An 18289-nucleotide genomic window follows, 5' to 3' on the forward strand; every position below is an offset into this window, starting at 1 on the left:
GGGCCGTGGTGGGCGACCTGGCCCGGTGCGTGCCGACGGCTCATGCGGCTCAGGCGGCTCAGGCAGACGGTTCCGGGACGACCAGCGGCGTCCCGAGGCGCTGGTGTCCGCCACTGGCCAGCATGCGCACCTCTCCGCGCTCGCTGATCTCCGCACGGACGATGCCGGTCTCGTCCTCGTAGACCGGGTACCCGCCCGCCCCGGACCGCGCGGTCCGCCGGACGATCACCGCGTCGTCCTCCACGGCGGACGTCTGAAACACCAGCTGATAACTCTCCGGGTAGTCCATGACGGCCTCTCCACGACGGCCTTCGGTGGCACGGGGGCCTGCCCCAGCGGCGGCTCCGCCCGCGGGGCGCCCACGGTCCGGCCCGCACCTTCTGCACCTTCCATGGTCTCGCAGACCCGCTGTCCCCGCACCGTGCACGGCCGCGCGGTGCGGGCCCCGGCCCCTCCTGCCTATCCTGAGGGGGTAGAGGCAGTTCGAAGGCAATCGGGCCGATACGCCCCTTTGCTCCCGCGTCGTACGGCAGGCATGGCCCGGGATCCCCGACACCGGGAAGGAATCGTCATGGAAGGCGCCGACCGGGGAGACGACGTGTACCAGCCCCAGCAGCCGGAGGCCTCCGACCCCGTCGAGCAGCTCGACACGGCGGACACCCTCCACGACCGCCGGCTGGACGACGTGCTTGACGAGGGCTACTCGCCCCCCGAGCGGCCGTGGGCCGTCGAGGACCGGGGCACCACCGGGGCCGAACAGCTCAGCGGGGAGACACTGGACGGCCGGCTGGGCCGGGAGCTGCCCGAGGACACCGATCCGGCCGGCGACGGCCTGGGCGACCTGTCCGACGGGGACGGCGAGCCCTGGGACGCGGAGGTCGGGGACGTGCGCGCCGGACGGCTGACGCGGGAGCTGGGCCTCAACGACCCGGACAGCATGGCCGGGGAGGACGTCGGGATCGACGGGGCGGCCGCGTCCGCCGAGGAGGCGGCCATGCACGTCATCCCGGACGCCCGGGCGTAGAGACGGCCCCCGTACTGCCGGGGGCTCTTCACGCTGCCCGGCGACGGCCCACCGCAGGACCACCGCACCCACCGCACCCACCGCAGGGGAGAGTCACATGCCGCACATCACCGTCGGTCGCGAGAACTCCGCCGGGATCGAGCTGTACTACGAGGACCACGGGACGGGCAGGCCCGTCGTCCTGATTCACGGGTTCCCGCTGAACGGCGCGTCGTGGGAGAGGCAACTGCCGGTCCTGCTCGGGGCCGGGTACCGGGTCATCACGTACGACCGGCGCGGCTTCGGGCGGTCGGACCGGCCCACGGACGGCTACGACTACGACACCTTCGCGGCCGACCTGAACGCGCTGATGGAGGAGCTCGACCTCCAGGACGCCGTACTCGTCGGGTTCTCCATGGGGACCGGAGAGGTCACCCGTTACCTCGGCAAGCACGGCTCTGGACGGGTCGGCCTGGCGGTGCTCGTGGCGCCGGTGCCACCGTTCCTGTTGAAGACGGACGACAATCCGGAGGGCGTCGACCAGAGCGTCTTCGACGACATCATGAGCGCCGTCGTGGCGGACCGGCCCGCCTATCTGACCGACTTCCTCGACGCGTTCAACAACACCGACGAGCTCGGCGGCAGCCGCGTCAGCGAGCAGGCGCTGCGCTCCCAGTGGACGGTGGCGGCCGGTGCGGCGGCCCATGCCACGCTGGCGTGCGTCCCTACCTGGCTGACGGACTTCCGCGACGACCTGCCGAAGATCGACGTGCCCACGCTCGTCGTGCAGGGCGACCAGGACCGCATCCTGCCCATCGACTCGACCGGACGCAGGCTGCCGGACCTCATCCGCGGCAGCCGTCTCGTGGAGATCGCGGGCGGCCCGCACAACATCGGCTGGACCCATGCGGAGGAACTCAACACCGCGCTCATGGGATTCCTGGACGAGCACCGGCGCTGAACGGCCGCGCTGCATCAGGGCGAGGCAGGGGCCCGATGCCCTGCCCGCCGTTACCCCTGAGGTAATCGACGCCTTCCACCCCCGTCGGACATCGTGTTCCTCACGAGCACAGCGCTCCCGGCCCACCGGCCGGAGCCGAGGGAGAGGACCGCACGATGACCGCTTACGACGAGGCCGTCCAGCGCTACTTCGCCGCCTGGAACGCCACCACTGCCGAGGAGCTGGAGAAGGCCGTCGCCGCGGCGTTCACGGAGAACGCCACGTATACCGACCCGCTGGCCGACGTGCGGGGGCACGAGGCGCTGGCCGCCGCGATCAGCGGAGCGCAGCAGCAGTTCCCCGGGTTCTCCTTCCGGCCCGCCGGAAGGGTGGACGGGCACCACGCCCTCGCCCGCTTCAGCTGGGAGCTGGTCGCGGCGGCCGACGGCGCGGCGCCCGTCGCCGGCTCGGACGTGATCGCCCTGGCCGACGACGGGCGGATCAGCTCGGTCAGCGGATTCCTGGACCGCGTGCCCGGGGCGTGAGCGGCCGTCGCGGCCCGCGCGGCCCGAGCCCGGCAGCCGGTGCGGGCCGGCCGCCGGGCTCGTACGGTCCTCAGGGGGCCTCCGCCAGCGCGATGCCGAAGTGGCCCTCGCCGCGGACCACGGTCTCGAAGAGCCGGTTGGCGGGCCGCGGCAGGCCGTAGTGGCCGCGCAGGGTGCTCGCGGTGTACTCGGTACGGAACAGGCCGCGCTCCTGAAGGATCGGCACGACCCGGTCGACGAAGACCTCCAGGCCGGAGGGGAGGACGGCGGGCATGATGTTGAAGCCGTCCGCGGCCCCGCTGTCGTACCAGTGCTCGATGGTGTCGGCGACCTGCTCGGCGGTGCCGGCGAAGGTGCGGTGACCGCGCCCGCCGCCGAGGCGCCCGATGAGCTGCCGTACCGTCAGGCGCTCACGCCTGGCGAGTTCCACGATGAGGGTGTAGCGGCTCTTGGCCCCCTCGATCTCGTCCTCGGTCGGGATGTCATCGGGAAGCTCCGCGTCCAGGTCGAGGTCGTCGGGCGCGATCCTCAGTCCCTGGGCGAGCTGCCGCTTGGCGTACTCGGGGACGATGAGGTTCTCCAGTTCGGCGTCGATCGCCAGCGCCTCGGCCTCGGTGTCACCGATGACGGGCACGATGCCGGGCAGGATCTTGATGCCGTCCGGGTGACGTCCGAGGGCCTCCGCGCGCTGCTTGACGTCCTTGTAGAAGGCGACGCCCTCCTCCAGGGTCTGCTGTGCGGTGAACACCGCCTCCGCGTACCTCGCCGCGAAGTCCTTGCCGTTCTCGCTCGACCCTGCCTGCACGAGCAACGGATAGCCCTGCGGAGGGCGTTGTACGTTCAGTGGGCCGTCGACGCGGAAGAACTCCCCGCTGTGCCCGATCTTCCGCACCCGATCGGCCAGGGCATGGACGCCGCGTTCCTTGTCGGCGATCACGGCGTCGTCGGCCCAGCTGTCCCAGAGCTTGGTGGACACCTCGACGAACTCGCCGGCCCGTCGGTAGCGGTCGCGGTGCAGCGGAGTGTCGTCGAGGCCGAAGTTGCGGGCCGCGTCGGCTCCCGCCGTGGTGACGATGTTCCAGCCGGCCCGTCCGGCGGAGACGTGGTCCAGCGAGGCGAACCGGCGGGCCAGGTTGAACGGCTCGTTGTAGCTCGTCGACGCGGTGGCGATCAGGCCGATGCGACGCGTGGCCCCGGCGAGGGCCGTGAGCAGCACGGTGGGCTCCAGCGTGGCGGCGGGGCGCCGGCCGGGGTCGCCGGTCAGGACGGGGCCGTCGGCGAGGAACAGCGAGTCCAGCCTGCCGCGTTCGGCGATCCGGGCGAGGTTCTTGTAGTGCTCGATGTCGGAGTTGGCCTCGGCAGGGCTCTCCGGGAGCCGCCAGGACGCCTCGTGATGGCCGGTGGACATGAGGAAGGCGTTGAGGTGCAGTTGCTTGCGGTCGGGCGTGCCGGGCATGGGAATCCATCTCTTCGCTGAGGGTTTACGGGACAGCCCTTAGGGCTGCGCGACGCCGAGGGCGGTGAGCAGGGTGTCGCGGTACTCCTGGAACCGGGGATCGCGGCGGGAGCGCGGGCCGGGCAGGTCGACGGTGAGGTCGACGGCGATCCGGCCGTCCTCCAGGACCAGGACCCGGTCGGCGAGTTCGATGGCCTCGTCGACATCGTGCGTGACCAGCAGTACCGCGGGGCGGTGGCGTTCGTAGAGTTCGCGGAGCAGGCCGTGCATCTTGATCCGGGTCAGGGCGTCCAATGCGCCGAACGGTTCGTCGGCGAGCAGGAGTTCGGGTTCGCGGACCAGGGCACGGGCCAGGGCGGCGCGCTGCTGCTCACCCCCGGACAGCTCGTGCGGCCAAGAGCGGTCGCGGCCCTCCAGGCCGACCTCGGCCAGGGCGGTGAGGCCGCGCTCGCGGGCCTGCCGGCCGCGCAGTCCGAGGGTCACGTTGTCGATGATCCTGAGCCAGGGCAGCAGCCGGGAGTCCTGGAAGGAGAGCGAGACCCGGTCGGGGACGGTGAGTTCACCGGAGCCCTCGACCGTGTGGTCGAGCCGGGCGACGGCCCGCAGCAGGGTGGACTTGCCGGAGCCACTGCGGCCGAGCAGGGCGGTGAACTCGCCCGCCGCGACGGTGAGATCGAGCTCCTTGAGGATGTCGCGGTCGCCGAACCGGCGGACCAGCTTCCTGGTGCGGATGGCCGGGCGCTCCGCGACGGCCGTGGTGCCGGCCTCGTGGACCGGGTTCAGCCCGCCAGAGTGCGTCGCCATGACAGGACCTTCCTCTCGACGGCGCGTACCGCCGCGTCCGATGCGAAGCCGAAGATCCCGTAGGCGACCAGGCCCACGATGATGACGTCGGACTGGGCGTACTGCTGGGCCTGGAACATCATGTAGCCGATGCCGCTGGTGGCGTTGACCTGCTCGACGACGATCAGTCCGAGCCAGGACGCGGTGACGCCGAGGCGCAGTCCGACGAAGAAGCCGGGCAGCGAGCCGGGCACGACGACCTTGCGGATGAACTGCGGCCGGCTCAGGTCGAGCCCCTCCGCGAGCTCCACGTACTTGCTGTCGATGCCGGTCAGTGAGGCGTACGTGTTGATGTACATGTTCACCGCGACACCGAGCGCGATGACGGTGACCTTCATCTGCTCGCCGATACCGAGCCAGAGGATCAGCAGCGGGAGCATGGCCAGGGAGGGGATCGCGCGCTTGATCTGGAGCGGCCCGTCCAGGAGGTACTCACCGGTGCGGCTGAGTCCGGCGGCGACGGCGAGGAGGACCCCGGCGCTCACGCCGAAGAACAGGCCGAGGCCCGCGCGTTGCAGCGAGATGAGGACGTTGTCCTGGAGCCGGCCGGTGGAGATGAGGTCGGACGCGGTGGACAGGACCGTGCCCGGTCCGGACAGGATCCGGGGGTCGAGGTATCCGATGGCGGAGGCGAACCACCACAGGGAGACGACCAGCACCGGGCCGATCAGCCGTCCGAAGGGGATCCCGCGGCCGGGGCCGAGGCGTCTGCGGGTGGCGTGGGGCGCGGGCACGGTGGTCTTCGTGCCGGGCGCCCCTCCCCGTACCGGGCCCCCGGCCTCGCCGGGTACGGCGGCGGTCGCACGGCTCGTGGTGCGGGTGTTCGTCAGCAGCTCGGTCATGACGTCTCCCGGTACCGGTCGGCCACGGCCTTCGCCGCGATCCCCTCGAAGCGGCGGTCGAACAGTGCGGTGACGTCCTGTTCCGGTACGAAGCCGCCCTCGGCCATCAGGTCGGCGGTCTCCTGCTCCCACGCGATCGCCTTGTCCCAGCTGACCGGGAACTGCGGCTTGCGGAGCGAGGCGACGATGCGCTTGCCGTCCTCGTGTGAGACGCCCTGGTCCTTGACGTAGTACGTGTCGATCCACTCGTCGGTGTTCTCCCAGGCCCAGGTCAAACCCCGGGCCCACACGGGGATGAAGCTGCGGACTGCGGCGGCCTTGGCCCGGTCGTTCAGCACCTCGTTGGGCGCCCAGAGGACCGTGAGCAGGTCCACGACATCGCTCTTCACCCCGCGTGCGCCGTCCTTCCCGTACTGGGTGAGGTACTTGGTGAGGGACGGTTCGTACAGCGGTGCCACATCGACCTGTCCGGACTGCAGGGCGGTGAGGAACTGGGTGCTGGGCAGAGCGACCAGTTCGACGTCCTTGTTGGCCAGGCCGGCCTGCTTCAGTGCGCGCAGGACGACGACGCCCTGTGCCTGGCCCTGGGAGAAGCCGACCTTCTTCCCGCGGAAGTCGGCCACGGACCTGATGTCCGAGCCCGGTGCGGTCGCGAAGACGTACGACGGGTGGTTCCGCACCTGCACGGCGACGATCTTCGCTCCGACACCGATGGCGTGAGCCTGGATCGGCGGTATTCCGGCATTGACCGCGAGATCGATGGAGTGGGCACGAAATCCCTGGATGATATCGGGGCCCGCGCTCAGGTTGGGCCATTGCGAAACACCGAAGGGCAGCTCCTTCGCCAATCCGGACGGCTTCAGCTGAAGCTGTGTGGAGCGAACGGCTATGGAGAGTTTCGTACCGGGCGGCGGTGCTCCCGAGGGGAGCTTTCCGGAAGGTTCGGAGCTCGCCGCTGTTTTGATCTGGGGTGAGCAGGCGGCGAGAGTTCCGATGACCGTCCCTCCGGCGAGGGCGAGAAACGACCTGCGGCCGACGTTCCGGTATGTGTCGTGGGGTGCCATGTGGTGAGTTCCTGATCCGTAGCTTCGGGAGGGGCGGGTTGTCAGAGGGAGTGGTAGGCGCCGTCGTGGAAGAGCAGCGGGCTGCGTCCCTCGTCGAGCCGGGCCTCGACCACCCGGGCGATGACGATGCGGTGGTCGCCGGCCGGCACGATCTGCTCCGTCTCCAGCCGCAGCCAGCCGGCCACTCCGACGAGCACCGGCTCGCCCTCCGGCAGGCGCCGCCAGCGAGTGGGGGCGGCGAACCGGTCGATGCCGCTGGTCGCGAAGGTGGTGGCCAGCGCCTGCTGTTCGGCGCCGAGGAAGTTGACGACGGCGGTCGCGGCCCGTTCGATGTGGGGCCAGGACGAGGTGCCGGTCCCGATGCCGAACGACACCAGCGGCGGGTCGAGCGAGAGGGAACTGAGCGAGGTCGCGGTGAAGCCGACCGGGCCGTGGCCCGCGTCGGCGGTGACGACGACGACTCCGGCGGGATAGCGGCGGAAGGCCTGCTTGAACCGGTCCGGGGCGATCCCCTTCGAGGCGGGCGCGGCCGGCGCCAGATATGAGGGCACGGTGACGGTCAACGTCTCTCCTCTGATGGAAAGTCGGAAAAATGGGCCGGTCATTGCGGCAGGATGCACAAAAGGGCAGGGCGGGGCGCACGTCGGCGCGGAGTGCTCGCCGGAATTCAGCGGGTGGTTATCGGGAACCCGGACAGGGGCGACAACACAGGCGCCGGGCATCCGTACGGGCCGGCGCGGCCGAGCGGAAGGCGCGCGTCGTCGAGGACGCGTCTCCTGAATTCCGCTGTCGGCTGATCATGAATCCATTATCCCGTCGGTATTCGCGTCCGGTCAACAATGCAACTGCCTGAATTAAGTCGGATACGGGAGTTGAGGGGACGTCAGGAAACTGCGGGGAGCGCCGGCCAGGGACCGAGCGGGTCCACGTACAACGCGCCGAGCCCCACCGCGCCCCCCGCGGTGGCCGGCACCGTGCCGGTGAAGCTGGTCGGCACCACGGCCCGCTCCGGGTCGTCACAGATCCAGGAACGCTCCGCCACCTCGGCCCGCAGATCGGCCAGACACTGCGGGATGCGGGCCGCCCCGGGCTCGACGACGACGAGCACCTCGGGGTCGAACATGTCCAGCAGCAGGGCCGCGGCCCTGCCGACCAGCCGTGCCCGCAGGCGGAACAGCGCCACCGCCCGCCCGTCACCGGCCACCGCCCGCTCCAGGAGTTCCGGGAACGAGCCGACGAACAGGCCCTGCGCTTCGGCGCGCCGCACCATGGCGCGCTCGGAGACCTCCGACTGGAGACAGCCGGTCCGCCCGCAGGTACACGGGTGCGCACCGCCCGTCCCACCGGCACCGAGCGGCAGATGCGCGACGCTGCCGGCCCCCGAGCGCGGGCCCCTGTGCATGGCCCCTTCGGAGGCGAAGGCCGCGTCGACGACGGCACCGACGAACAGCAGGACGGCGCTGTTCCTGGTCGACTCCTCACCGAACATCTGCTCCGCCCGGACCAGCGCCCGGGCGTGGCTGTCCACGTGGACCGGCAGCCCCGTCGCGGCGGAGAGGATGTCGCGGGCCGGCACGTCGTGCCAGCCGAGGTGGGGATGTTCCACGATCACCCCGGTCAGGGGATCGACCCGGTGTCCGGTGGCCAGGCCCAGGGCGAGCACGGCGCGCCCGCCGGCGTGCGCGGCCACCAGTTGGGGCAGCCGGGCCGCGAGTCCGGCGAGCAGGCGGCCGGGTTCGGTGGTGCGGTGCGGCTGCCGGTCCTCGGCGACGATCCGGCCCCGCAGATCCATCAGGGAGACGGTGGAATGGGCGACGGCGATGTGCGCCCCGGCCACCAGGTAGCCTCCGGTGTCGATCTCGACGGGGACGTGCGGCCGGCCGAGCCCCTTGGGGCCGGCGGTTTCGGCGGCCTCCCGGACCAGTCCGCGGGCGAGCAGCCGGCCGACGTGCCCGCTGACGGAGGCGGGCGAGAGGCCGGTGAGGCGGGCGACGGTGGAGCGGGCGACCGGGCCGTGGTCGAGGATCGCCCCGAGGACGGAGCCGGTGCCGGTCGGCCGGCGGCCGGGGGCGGTCGTGCGTATGCCGGAGCGGCTCGGCGGGGCCGGGCGGTTCTCGTGAGGACGGCGGACGGGCGCAGACAGACTCTTCACAGTGTCTTCCAGGTCCTGGGTGGCAGCGGTTGGCGCGGTGCGGGCTCCGGGACGGAGCGCGTGGCAGGCCGCCTCCGGCGTGGAGCCGGTCGGCGCTGCCTCTCCCGTGGAGCGTCACCCGGCGAGGGGCCGGGGCGGTCGTGGCCCCTCGGCGCGGGCTGGTGCTCTCAGGCGCGGAGACACACGGCGGAGCACACACGCTTCAGGTCGATATGACCTCGCGTCGTCAGGTGTGTGGATCGCTGCATGCCGCGCAACGTAGCCGGATCGGCGGAACGGGGTCAAACCCTCGCCGCATCCTGGACACCGCGCCGCGGGAAGGGTGTTGCCGGGTGTTGCGGCGGTATGGCGAAGGCGCGGCGGGCGTACGACGGGCGTGTGAACAGCCGGTCCGGACACGGGCAGGGAGACGGTGGCGGGCGGGTCCGGCGGCGGACGGCCGGCGGGCCGGCGGAGCGATTTCTGGAATTAACCTCTGATGCCTTGTCATGGCCGGTTCTACGCGCATAGCTTGTGCTCCCTCACCACACTCTGAGGGGCAGTTTCCGTGCGCATATCCAGATCCCGTTCCGTCCTGCTGGCCGGCGCGGTCGCCGTGACCCTCTCGGCCACCGCGCTGCCCGCCGCCTTCGCGGCTCCGTCCTCCACCGCCGTGATCTCCGAGGTGTACGGGGGCGGCGGGAACTCGGGAGCGACGCTCACCCGTGACTTCGTCGAGCTGGCCAACTCCGGCTCCGCCGCGTACGACCTGTCCGGGTTCAGCGTCCAGTACCTGCCCGGGGCCCCGTCCGCGGGTTCCCTGTGGCAGGTCTCGGCCCTGACGGGTTCCGTCGCGCCCGGCGGCCGCTACCTCGTCGCGCAGGCCGCGGGCACCGGCGGCACGGTCGCCCTGCCCACCCCGGACGCCACCGGCACCGTCGCCATGTCCGCGGCCAGTGGCACCGTCGCGCTGGTCTCCGGCACCACGCCGCTGACCTGCAAGACGGCGGCAGACTGTGCTGCCGACACCCGGATCGTCGACCTGGTCGGCTACGGCTCCGCGGTCGTCCGGGAAGGAAGCGGACCGGCGACGGGCGCCTCCGCCACCGCCTCCGTGGCGCGCGCGGCCTCCCTCTTGGACACCGACGACAACGCCACGGACCTGTCCTCGGCGGCCCCGACCCCGGTGAACGCGGCCGGTGAGACGTCCGGCGGCGGGGAGGGCCCCGGCGACCCGGGCAACCCGACCGAGCCCGGGACCGTACGCGTGCACGACATCCAGGGCAGCACCCGGGTCTCCCCGCTCGACGGCAAGGCGGTGACCGGCGTGCCCGGCGTCGTCACCGCGGTGCGCACCACGGGCTCGCGCGGCTTCTGGATCCAGGACACCGCGCCGGACGCGGACCCGCGCACCGGCGAGGGCGTCTTCGTCTACACCGGCTCCGCCGCCCCGGCGGTCGCGGTGGGCGACTCCGTCCTCGTCAGCGGCACGGTGGACGAGTACTACCCGTCGGCCACCACGCAGTCCATCACCGAGATCACCTCCCCCAGGACCACGGTCCTCTCCTCCGGCAACGCGCTGCCGGCGCCGGTGGTGCTCGACGCGGCCGCGGTGCCCGCCCGGTACGTCCCCTCGGCGGGCGGCGGTTCGATCGACGCGCTGCCCCTGGAGCCGTCGACGTACGCCCTGGACCTCTACGAGTCGCTCGAAGGCACCCGCGTGCGGATCGCCGACACCCGGGTCACCGGAGCCACGACCGCGTACGACGAGATCTGGGTGACCGTCGAGCCGAAGCAGAACCCGACCCGGCGCGGCGGCACGCTGTACTCCTCGTACACCGACCAGAACACCGGCCGGATCAAGGTGATGTCGCTCGACACCACGCGCCCGTTCCCCGTCGGCAACGTCGGCGACGTGCTGTCCGGCACCACCACCGGCGTGATCGACTACGCCTCCTTCGGCGGCTACAACCTCCAGGCGACGGAGCTCGGCACCCTCACCGACCACCACCTGCGGCGTGAGGTGACGCGCAGGCAGAAGGGCGGCGAACTCGCCGTAGCCACGTACAACGTGGAGAACCTGGACGCGCTGGACGAGCAGGCCAAGTTCGACACGCTCGCCGAGGGTGTCGCGGTCAACCTCTCCTCCCCCGACATCGTCTCGCTGGAGGAGATCCAGGACGACAACGGCGCGGTCAGCGACGGCACGGTCGGCTCCGAGGCGACGCTGAAGCGCTTCACCGACGCGATCGTCGCGGCGGGCGGCCCGCGCTACTCCTGGCGCTACGTCGCCCCGCAGGACGGCCAGGACGGCGGCGAGCCCGGCGGCAACATCCGCAACGTCTTCCTCTTCAACCCGCACCGGGTGTCCTTCGTGGACCGGGCGGGCGGCGACGCGACGACCGCGGTGGCGGCGGTGCCGACGAGGAAGAGCGTCACCCTGTCGGTGTCGCCCGGCCGGATCGATCCGGCGAGCGCGGCGTGGGACGACAGCCGCAAGCCGCTGGTCGGTGAGTTCCGTTTCCACGGGAAGCCGGTGTTCGTCATCGGCAACCACTTCGCCTCCAAGGGCGGCGACCAGCCGCTGCACGGCCGCTACCAGGAGCCGTCGCGCGGTTCGGAGACGAAGCGGGTCCAGCAGGCGGCGGAGGTCAACACCTTCGTGAAGTCCCTGCTGGCGGCCGACAAGTCGGCGCGGGTCGTCACGCTCGGCGACCTCAACGACTTCGCGTTCTCACCGACGATGTCCGCGCTGACCGCCGGCAAGGCGCTCAAGCCGCTCATCACCACGCTGCCGGCGAACGAGCAGTACAGCTACGTGTACGAGGGCAACTCCCAGACGCTGGACCACATCCTGACGAGCCCCGGCATCCGGCGGTTCGACTACGACGTGGTGCACATCAACGCGGAGTTCGCCGACCAGGCGAGCGACCACGACCCGCAGATCGTGCGGATCAAGGTCGACGGCCACCGCTGATCCGGTGCACGCGCGGCCGGGCGGCTCAACCGCCCGGCCGTGGCAGGAGACGGTCCGCCGTGTCCGCACGCGGGCGCGGCAGTGAGGCGAGCGGCCGCAGGGCGGGCGCGGCCTCCAGGGGCCGGTCGGTGAAGAAGCGGGCGACCAGGTCCGCCACGTCGTCGGGCCGCTCCAGGACCACCCAGTGGTCGGAGTCGCCGATCGTCAGGAAGCGGCTTCCCTCGATCGTCGCCGCGAAGGCGCGCTGGCGTTCGGGGGAGGTCACGGTGTCGTGCTCACCCGCGAAGACGAGCGCGGGCACCCCACTCAGCCCGCCGGAGAAGTCCGGCCGGTGCCCCAGCGCCCGGCGCAGCGACTGGGCCGCGTGCGGGGAGTGGGTGAGCGCGTGCACGAACGACCGCCGGACGTAGCGCCGGGCGAGTTCCCTGCGGTGGACCCGGCGCCCCGGGTCCAGACACATCAGCGCGTCGGCGGTCAGGGTGGCGAGCCCCTCCGTGTCACCGGCACTTAGCCGGTCGACGGCCCGGCCCCACTCGCCGCGCTGGGCGTCGCTGATGTGAGCCGGTACCCCGCCGAGGACCAGCCGGGCGATCCGGCCGGGGTCCCGCCGGGCGCAGCCGAACGCGATCGCCGCGCCGTAGGAGAAGCCGAAGAGGTTGACCCGGTCGACGCCCAGGTCGTCGATGATGCCGGCGACGGCGGCGTACAGGAGGTCGTCGCCGGTGCCGGGAGGCAGCGGATCGGCGCCGCCCATGCCGGGAAGGTCGGCGGTGACGACCGGGGCGTACGGGCCGAGGTGATCGTCCATCTGCGGCCAGCCGTACATCCCCTGGAGCGCGCCGCCGATGACGACGACCGGCTCGGTGCGGGGCGAGGGCTGCGCCAGAACGCGGTAGCTGTAGCGCAGCCCGTGCACCGACAGGTTCCGGATGATCTCGTCGGGCATGGTCATCGGTCCTTGGTCCTTGGTCCTCGGGTCGCTACGGCCGCCGCGCGGTCACGCCCTGGTGAGGACGAGTGCGGCATTGTGCCCGCCGAAGCCCAGCGAGGTCTTGACGGCGGCGTCGAACGCACCGGCCCTGGCCTCCTTGCTCACCACCTCGATGGGGATCTCGGGGTCGGGGGCGTCGAGGTTGACGGTGGGGGGCACGAGCTGGTGCTGGAGGGCGAGCACGGTCAGCGCGGTCTCGATGCCGCCGGCGGCGCCGAGGGTGTGACCGGTCATCGCCTTGGTCGACGTGACGAGGGGGTGCTCGCCGAGGACGCGGCGCAGCATCGTCGCCTCGATCAGGTCGTTGGCCACGGTCGAGGTGCCGTGGGCGTTGACGTGGCCGATGTCGGTGGCGGCCACGCCGGCGTCGGCGAGCGCGGTGCGCAGGGCCCGTTCGATGCCGAGGCCGTCGGGGTCCGGGGCGACGGCGGAGTACGCGTCGCTGGAGGCCCCGTAGCCGGCGATGTGGGCGCGGACGGTGGCGCCCCGGGCGGCCGCGTGGTCGGGGCGTTCCAGGACGAGGAGCCCGGCACCCTCGCCGACGACGAAGCCGTCGCGGTGGGTGTCGAAGGGCCGGCAGGCCGCCTCGGGGTCGTCGCGCCGGGTCGAGACGGCCTTCAGCTGGCAGGCGCTGGCGATCAGCAGCCGGGAGCAGACGGATTCGGCGCCACCCGCGACGACGATGTCGCAGGCGCCGGTGCGCAGCATCTGGTGGGCGGTGCCGATGGCGACGGTGCCGGAGGAGCAGGCGGTGGAAACGGCCTGGCTCGGGCCGTGGGCGCCGAGGTCGGTGGCGACGCTGCTGGCGGCTCCGTTGACGACGGTGAGCGGGGCGAGTTTCGGGGAGACCCGGCGTGCGCCGCGCTCGGTGAGGGCGGTGTGCTGCTCGTCGTAGAAGGGCAGCCCGCCGTGGGCGGAGCCGATGACGACGCCGACGCGGCCGCTGTCCCAGACCGAGGGGTCGAGTCCGGCGTCGGCGACGGCCTCGCGGGCGGCGATGACGGCGAGCTGCGAGAAGCGGTCCATGAGCCGCTGGGTGGCGACGCCGAGCACCGCCCTCGTGTCGAGGCCGGTGATGGTGTACATGAAGTCGCACGGCAGGTCGTGGAGTTCGGGCCGGTGCAGGACCGAGGGCGCGGCGTCGGCCTCGCTCACCCCGTGCCAGGTGGCGGCGGCGGTGGCGCCGGCGGCGGTGACCAGGCCGATGCCGGTGACGGCGGCGGCGAACGGTTCGTGGCGGTGGCGGGCCGTCATGCCGCGGCCTTGCCGCGCACGGCGTCGACCAGTTGACCGACGGTGTCGCGCGAGGTCAGCTGGACGTCTTCGAGGTCGATGCCCATCCGGTCCTCGATGAGGAGCCGCAATTCCTCCAGCGCCAGCGAATCCAGCCTGAGCTGACGGAGCGACGCCTCGGGGCGGATCGCCACCGGGTCCGTGCCGAAGTTCGCCACCAGCAAGGTGCTGATCTCGTCTGCCGTGCTCATGGGGGCACTCCTCCGCTGTCGTACGCGGTGACGCCTTGCCGCGTGGGGTGTGCGTGCCATCGGGGGACGCCGGCTGGGTTCCGGAGCAATCTTTTATACGCCCTGACGGCGGTGCGTCCGGCCCGCGTTCCCCCGTGCGGTGGGGGGCTGTCCAGGTGTGCGAATCCGCCGGGCCGGCGGGCACGCTCGGAGACGGCACCGCGCACGCCCTTGGCGGGCCGGTCAACGGGCCTCCTCACGGCCGCGCTTCGCCCGTAAACTCCGCGATCATGACGACCGAAACAGCTCAGACACCCGGAACGGACGAGGCCGAGGCCCTGTTCTCCACCATGTCCACCATGCGCGCGATGCGCCGTCTCAAGCCGGAGCCCGTCCCGGACGAGACGCTCGAGCAGCTCATACAGGCCGCCGTCTGGGGCCCCAGCGGCGGGAACATGCAGTGTTACGAGTACGTGGTCGTGACGGACCGTGAGGTGATGGCACGTCTGGCACCGCTGTGGAAGCGGTGCGTGGACGCGTATCTGGCGACGACCGGGAAGTACGCCCCGAAGGGCATGGACGACGCGGCGTACGGCCGGATGGTCGCCGCGATCGAGTACCAGCGCGACCACTTCGCCGACACACCGGCGCTGATCGTGCCCTGCTACCGGTTCCCGGAGCCCCGGATGGAGGAGGAGGGCCTGGCCGCCTACGCCCGGGCGCTCGGTCCGGCGGGGGTCGAGCACATGATGAGTACCCAGACCCGGTTCCAGGCGCTCGCCGAGGGCTCCTGCGTGTATCCCGGGGTCCAGAACGTCCTCCTCGCGGCCCGGGCGCTGGGGCTCGCCGCGAACGTCACCATCTGGCACCTGATGCTGGAGCAGGAGTGGAAGGAAGCGCTCGGCATCCCCGAGGACATGCGGACCTTCGCGGCCATTCCCGTCGGATGGCCGCAGGGCAACTTCGGCCCCATCCGGCGCCGCCCGGTGGCCGACGTCATCCACCGCGACCGCTGGTAGGACCGGCCGTCCGGACCCCGCCCGCGGCGGCGCGGTCCGGGCGGTCCCCGCGCCCCGTCACCGCTCCCCGCAACTCCATTGGGGTGAAAGGGAGTTCGACACACGCACAGATGATTGTCATGCCCTGGGCAGATCGATAACCTGAGCGGCTTCGCGGCCCTCGGCCCACCCCCCTCGTGCCCGGCGGCCGCTCTCCTCCCCCCACAGAGCAGGAGCAGGTATGCCCACACGCGCCGCCGCCCACACCAAGGCCCGCGCCTCCGTGCTGGCGGCCCTCACCGCCACCGTGCTGGCCGCGACCGGCACCCCGGCCCTCGCCGCGACGGACCCCGGGCACCCGATGAACCGGGCGTTCGAACGGGCCGCCGAGAGGTTCGACGTACCCCGCGATCTGCTCGCCGCCGTCGGTTACGGCGAGACCCGGCTGGACGGTCACTCCGGCCGCCCCAGCCAGGCGAACGGCTTCGGCGTCATGCACCTGGTCAGCAACCCCGTGAACCGGACCCTGGAACAGGCCGCCGGCCTCACCGGAAAACCCCTGGCCGAGCTCCGCACCGACACCACGGCCAACATCCTCGGCGGCGCGGCGGTGCTGCGCGGTTACGCCGACAAGGTCGGGCTCGACGCCCGGGACCGCGACGACCTCGGCGCCTGGTACCCGGCCGTCGCGCGGTACAGCGGCGCCGACGGTCCGGCCGCCGCCCTCTACGCCGACACCGTCTACACCTTTCTGGCGGACGGGCTCGACACCGTCACCCGCGACGGCGAGCGGATCTCGGTGACGGGCCGCCCGGTATCCCCGCAGAAAGGTTCACTCGACGCCCCCGACGCGAGCACCCGGAGCGCCGACTACCCGGCCGCACTGTGGGTGCCGGCCGACCCGAACAACTTCACCCCGGGGCGAACGGCCGCGATCGACAAGGTGGTCATCCACGTCACGCAGGGCTCGTACGCGGGCTCGATCAGCTGGTTCCAGGACCCGGTGTCCGAGGTGAGCGCCCACTACGTGGTGCGCTCCTCGGACGGCCAGATCACCCAGATGGTGCGGGACAGCGACACCGCGTACCACGCCCGGAGCGCCAACGCCTCGGCCCTCGGCATCGAGCACGAGGGCTTCATCGACGACCCGTCCTGGTTCACGGACTCCATGTACCGGTCCTCGGCCGCCCTGACCGCGCACCTGTGCGACCGGTACGGCATCCCGAAGGACCGCGCGCACATCATGGGGCACGTCGAGGTGCCGGGCAACGACCACACCGACCCCGGACCGTACTGGGACTGGAGCCGCTACATGGAGCTGGTCGGCGGGAGCGGCGACGGCGGCACGGGCGCCGACGGGGTGAGCTTCACCGCGTACGCGACGCAGGGCAGCGGTTCGACGGGTGCCCAGGTCAAGGCCGTGCAGACGCTGCTGAACACGCAGGGCTACCCGGCCGGGGAGGCGGACGGCACTTTCGGCCCGGCCACCCTGAGCGCGGTGAAGGCGTTCCAGACGGCGCGCGGGCTGGACGCCGACGGCGTGGTGGGGTCCAGGACCTGGACCGCGCTGCTCTCCGCCGGCACCACGCCCACGCTCGCCGAGGGAGCCTCGGGCGACGACGTGAAGCGCCTGCAGCGCGCCCTCACCGCGGCCCTCGGCTCGACGGTCGGCGTCGACGGGAGCTTCGGTCCGGGGACGGCGACCGCGGTGCGCGGGTACCAGACGAGCCGGGGCCTGACGGCCGAGGGCATCGTGGGGACGGGCACCTGGGCGGCGCTCCAGGCCGGACGCTGACCCCCGCGCCGGTGCCGGGCCGGGGGGGCCGGCGGCCTCACGTCCCACGGCGCGGCACCGGCGAAGGCGTTCAGGCCCGCTCGTACCGCAGTTCCACGACTCCGCTGCCGAAGGTCCGGGTCCCCGCGAGCCTGAGTGCGGTCCTGGTGTCCGTCGACGGGAACATGGACCTCCCCCGGCCGATCAGGACCGGGTGGACGTAGACCCGGTACTCGTCGATCAGATCGAGCGCCGCGAAGGACGCGGCGAGGTCGGCACCGCCGAGGCCCAGGTCGCCGCCGGGCTGTTCCTTGAGCGCCCTGACCTCTTCGGGCACGACCTCGTGGACGACGGTAGTGTTCCAGTCCGCCCGCTCCAGCGTCCGGGAGTAGACGTACTTCGGCATGTTCCGCCAGATGACGGCGAAATCGGCCATCGGCCCGGCGTTGGCCGGGTCCTGGTCCGCGGTGGGCCAGAAGTCCGCCATCAGCTCATGGACGACCCGCCCGTGGAGGAACCCGCCCAGCTCGGCGATCCGCTCGTTGAAGTAGCGATGCAGTTCGTCGTCGACGCGATGCCAGCTGATGTCCCGGTCCGGCCCCTCGAAGAAGCCGTCGAGGGAGACCGACATGGAATAGATGATCTTTCGCATCGCGAACCTCACCGGAAGCCTCGGGACGGATCTGCGGGGGACGGTTCCCGACCATACCCGGCAGCCGGTCACGGGCGCGGGACCTCGAGGACGTCACTCGAACAACGCCGGACGTCCGGTTCAGCGTGTGACGGTGAAAGTGGCCGCGCGGGGCACGAACGTCGTGCCGGCGTCCTTCGCGGTCGCCAGCACCGACACCTCCCAGGCGCCTTCCGGCAGACCGGCCGCCTCCTGCTGCGTGACCTTGAGCGTGTACGTGCAGCGCGAGGTGGTGTCCGAGGTGCTGCGGCACGTGGCCGCCTCCACGGACCGCATCTCGGCCTCGGTCGGGTCGAGCTTCGAACGTGTGGGCCAGGCGAGGACCTTGAGGCTCCGCACCCCCGAGTCGTCGCTCACGTCGGCGGTGAACGTGAGTGCCCCCGCCCCACGCGGGGACGGGGCCGCATAGTGGGCCGAACCGTTCTTCACACGCGGCCCGGTGGTGGCCGAGGCCACGGCGTATCCGCCGACGGCGACGGCGGCGAGAGCGACGGCGCCGATGACGGACGGGACGAGGACTCGCTTGGACATGGGGACCCCTTGGATCGAGCGGCGGTTGACGGGCGGGAGG

General features: G+C 72.0%; 18 protein-coding genes. 6 read left to right on the plus strand and 12 right to left on the minus strand.

The window, feature by feature from the left end:
* Positions 1 to 58 precede the first annotated feature (58 nt).
* A complete protein-coding gene (locus ACFYPA_RS05310) occupies positions 59 to 289 on the minus strand; it encodes a DUF6296 family protein (protein ID WP_359081940.1) in 231 nt (76 codons plus the stop codon).
* 282 nt (positions 290 to 571) lie between these two features.
* Here ACFYPA_RS05310 and ACFYPA_RS05315 point away from each other — a divergent pair, with 282 nt between their 5' ends.
* From ACFYPA_RS05315 to ACFYPA_RS05325, 3 genes are all read left to right on the plus strand, one after another.
* Positions 572 to 1024: a DUF5709 domain-containing protein gene (locus ACFYPA_RS05315; RefSeq protein ID WP_359081939.1), complete on the plus strand. Its 453-nt coding sequence runs from the start codon at positions 572 to 574 to the stop codon at positions 1022 to 1024.
* Positions 1025 to 1121: 97 nt separating this feature from the next.
* Positions 1122 to 1964: an alpha/beta fold hydrolase gene (locus ACFYPA_RS05320; protein ID WP_389129638.1), complete on the plus strand. Its 843-nt coding sequence runs from the start codon at positions 1122 to 1124 to the stop codon at positions 1962 to 1964.
* A 155-nt stretch (positions 1965 to 2119) separates the two neighbouring features.
* Positions 2120 to 2488, plus strand: coding sequence for a nuclear transport factor 2 family protein (locus ACFYPA_RS05325; RefSeq protein WP_389129641.1), 369 nt, complete (start codon positions 2120 to 2122; stop codon positions 2486 to 2488).
* A gap of 70 nt (positions 2489 to 2558) precedes the next feature.
* Here the strand turns inward: ACFYPA_RS05325 and ACFYPA_RS05330 are convergent, their stop codons facing one another.
* From ACFYPA_RS05330 to ACFYPA_RS05355, 6 genes are all read right to left on the minus strand, one after another.
* Entirely contained in the window at positions 2559 to 3944 is a 1386-nt protein-coding gene (locus ACFYPA_RS05330; RefSeq protein WP_359081936.1) for an LLM class flavin-dependent oxidoreductase, read from the minus strand.
* Between the two features lie 39 nt (positions 3945 to 3983).
* Complete coding sequence (locus ACFYPA_RS05335) at positions 3984 to 4748, minus strand: ABC transporter ATP-binding protein (RefSeq protein WP_359081935.1); 765 nt, start codon at positions 4746 to 4748, stop codon at positions 3984 to 3986.
* On the minus strand, positions 4724 to 5629 hold the full coding sequence (locus ACFYPA_RS05340) for an ABC transporter permease (RefSeq protein ID WP_359320268.1): 906 nt from the start codon (positions 5627 to 5629) through the stop codon (positions 4724 to 4726). The genes ACFYPA_RS05335 and ACFYPA_RS05340 overlap by 25 nt, the downstream gene beginning before the upstream one ends.
* Positions 5626 to 6693 carry an ABC transporter substrate-binding protein gene (locus tag ACFYPA_RS05345; RefSeq protein WP_359081933.1) on the minus strand — a complete coding sequence of 356 codons (1068 nt, stop codon included), beginning with the start codon at positions 6691 to 6693 and terminating at the stop codon, positions 5626 to 5628. Before ACFYPA_RS05345 ends, ACFYPA_RS05340 begins: the two co-directional genes overlap by 4 nt.
* Positions 6694 to 6734: 41 nt before the next feature.
* Positions 6735 to 7256, minus strand: coding sequence for a flavin reductase family protein (locus ACFYPA_RS05350; protein WP_359081932.1), 522 nt, complete (start codon positions 7254 to 7256; stop codon positions 6735 to 6737).
* Positions 7257 to 7576: 320 nt separating this feature from the next.
* Positions 7577 to 8845, minus strand: a complete 1269-nt coding sequence (locus tag ACFYPA_RS05355; RefSeq protein ID WP_389129646.1) for an ROK family protein — start codon at positions 8843 to 8845, stop codon at positions 7577 to 7579.
* Between the two features lie 547 nt (positions 8846 to 9392).
* On the opposite strand from ACFYPA_RS05355, the gene ACFYPA_RS05360 reads away from it, so the two are divergent.
* Positions 9393 to 11801, plus strand: coding sequence for an endonuclease/exonuclease/phosphatase family protein (locus ACFYPA_RS05360; RefSeq protein WP_389129649.1), 2409 nt, complete (start codon positions 9393 to 9395; stop codon positions 11799 to 11801).
* A gap of 25 nt (positions 11802 to 11826) precedes the next feature.
* Here the strand turns inward: ACFYPA_RS05360 and ACFYPA_RS05365 are convergent, their stop codons facing one another.
* The 3 genes from ACFYPA_RS05365 to ACFYPA_RS05375 are packed head-to-tail and all read right to left on the minus strand — an operon-like array spanning position 11827 to position 14276.
* Positions 11827 to 12747, minus strand: coding sequence for an alpha/beta fold hydrolase (locus ACFYPA_RS05365; RefSeq protein WP_389130389.1), 921 nt, complete (start codon positions 12745 to 12747; stop codon positions 11827 to 11829).
* A 51-nt stretch (positions 12748 to 12798) separates the two neighbouring features.
* Complete coding sequence (locus tag ACFYPA_RS05370; protein WP_389129651.1) at positions 12799 to 14046, minus strand: beta-ketoacyl-[acyl-carrier-protein] synthase family protein; 1248 nt, start codon at positions 14044 to 14046, stop codon at positions 12799 to 12801.
* Positions 14043 to 14276, minus strand: a complete 234-nt coding sequence (locus tag ACFYPA_RS05375) for an acyl carrier protein (RefSeq protein ID WP_359081928.1) — start codon at positions 14274 to 14276, stop codon at positions 14043 to 14045. Before ACFYPA_RS05375 ends, ACFYPA_RS05370 begins: the two co-directional genes overlap by 4 nt.
* Before the next feature lie 269 nt (positions 14277 to 14545).
* On the opposite strand from ACFYPA_RS05375, the gene ACFYPA_RS05380 reads away from it, so the two are divergent.
* Both ACFYPA_RS05380 and ACFYPA_RS05385 read left to right on the plus strand, forming a co-directional pair.
* Entirely contained in the window at positions 14546 to 15274 is a 729-nt protein-coding gene (locus ACFYPA_RS05380; RefSeq protein ID WP_389129654.1) for a nitroreductase family protein, read from the plus strand.
* 220 nt (positions 15275 to 15494) lie between these two features.
* The gene (locus ACFYPA_RS05385) at positions 15495 to 17048 is read left to right on the plus strand and encodes a peptidoglycan-binding protein (protein WP_389129657.1); all 1554 of its coding nucleotides are present in this window, start codon (positions 15495 to 15497) and stop codon (positions 17046 to 17048) included.
* Between the two features lie 70 nt (positions 17049 to 17118).
* Here ACFYPA_RS05385 and ACFYPA_RS05390 read toward each other — a convergent pair whose 3' ends face one another.
* The gene (locus ACFYPA_RS05390; protein WP_359081925.1) at positions 17119 to 17679 is read right to left on the minus strand and encodes a dihydrofolate reductase family protein; all 561 of its coding nucleotides are present in this window, start codon (positions 17677 to 17679) and stop codon (positions 17119 to 17121) included.
* Between the two features lie 120 nt (positions 17680 to 17799).
* Positions 17800 to 18249 carry a DUF5707 domain-containing protein gene (locus tag ACFYPA_RS05395; protein ID WP_389129660.1) on the minus strand — a complete coding sequence of 150 codons (450 nt, stop codon included), beginning with the start codon at positions 18247 to 18249 and terminating at the stop codon, positions 17800 to 17802.
* Positions 18250 to 18289 lie beyond the last annotated feature (40 nt).

The organism is Streptomyces sp. NPDC005775, from assembly GCF_042871565.1.
Taxonomy (GTDB): domain Bacteria; phylum Actinomycetota; class Actinomycetes; order Streptomycetales; family Streptomycetaceae; genus Streptomyces.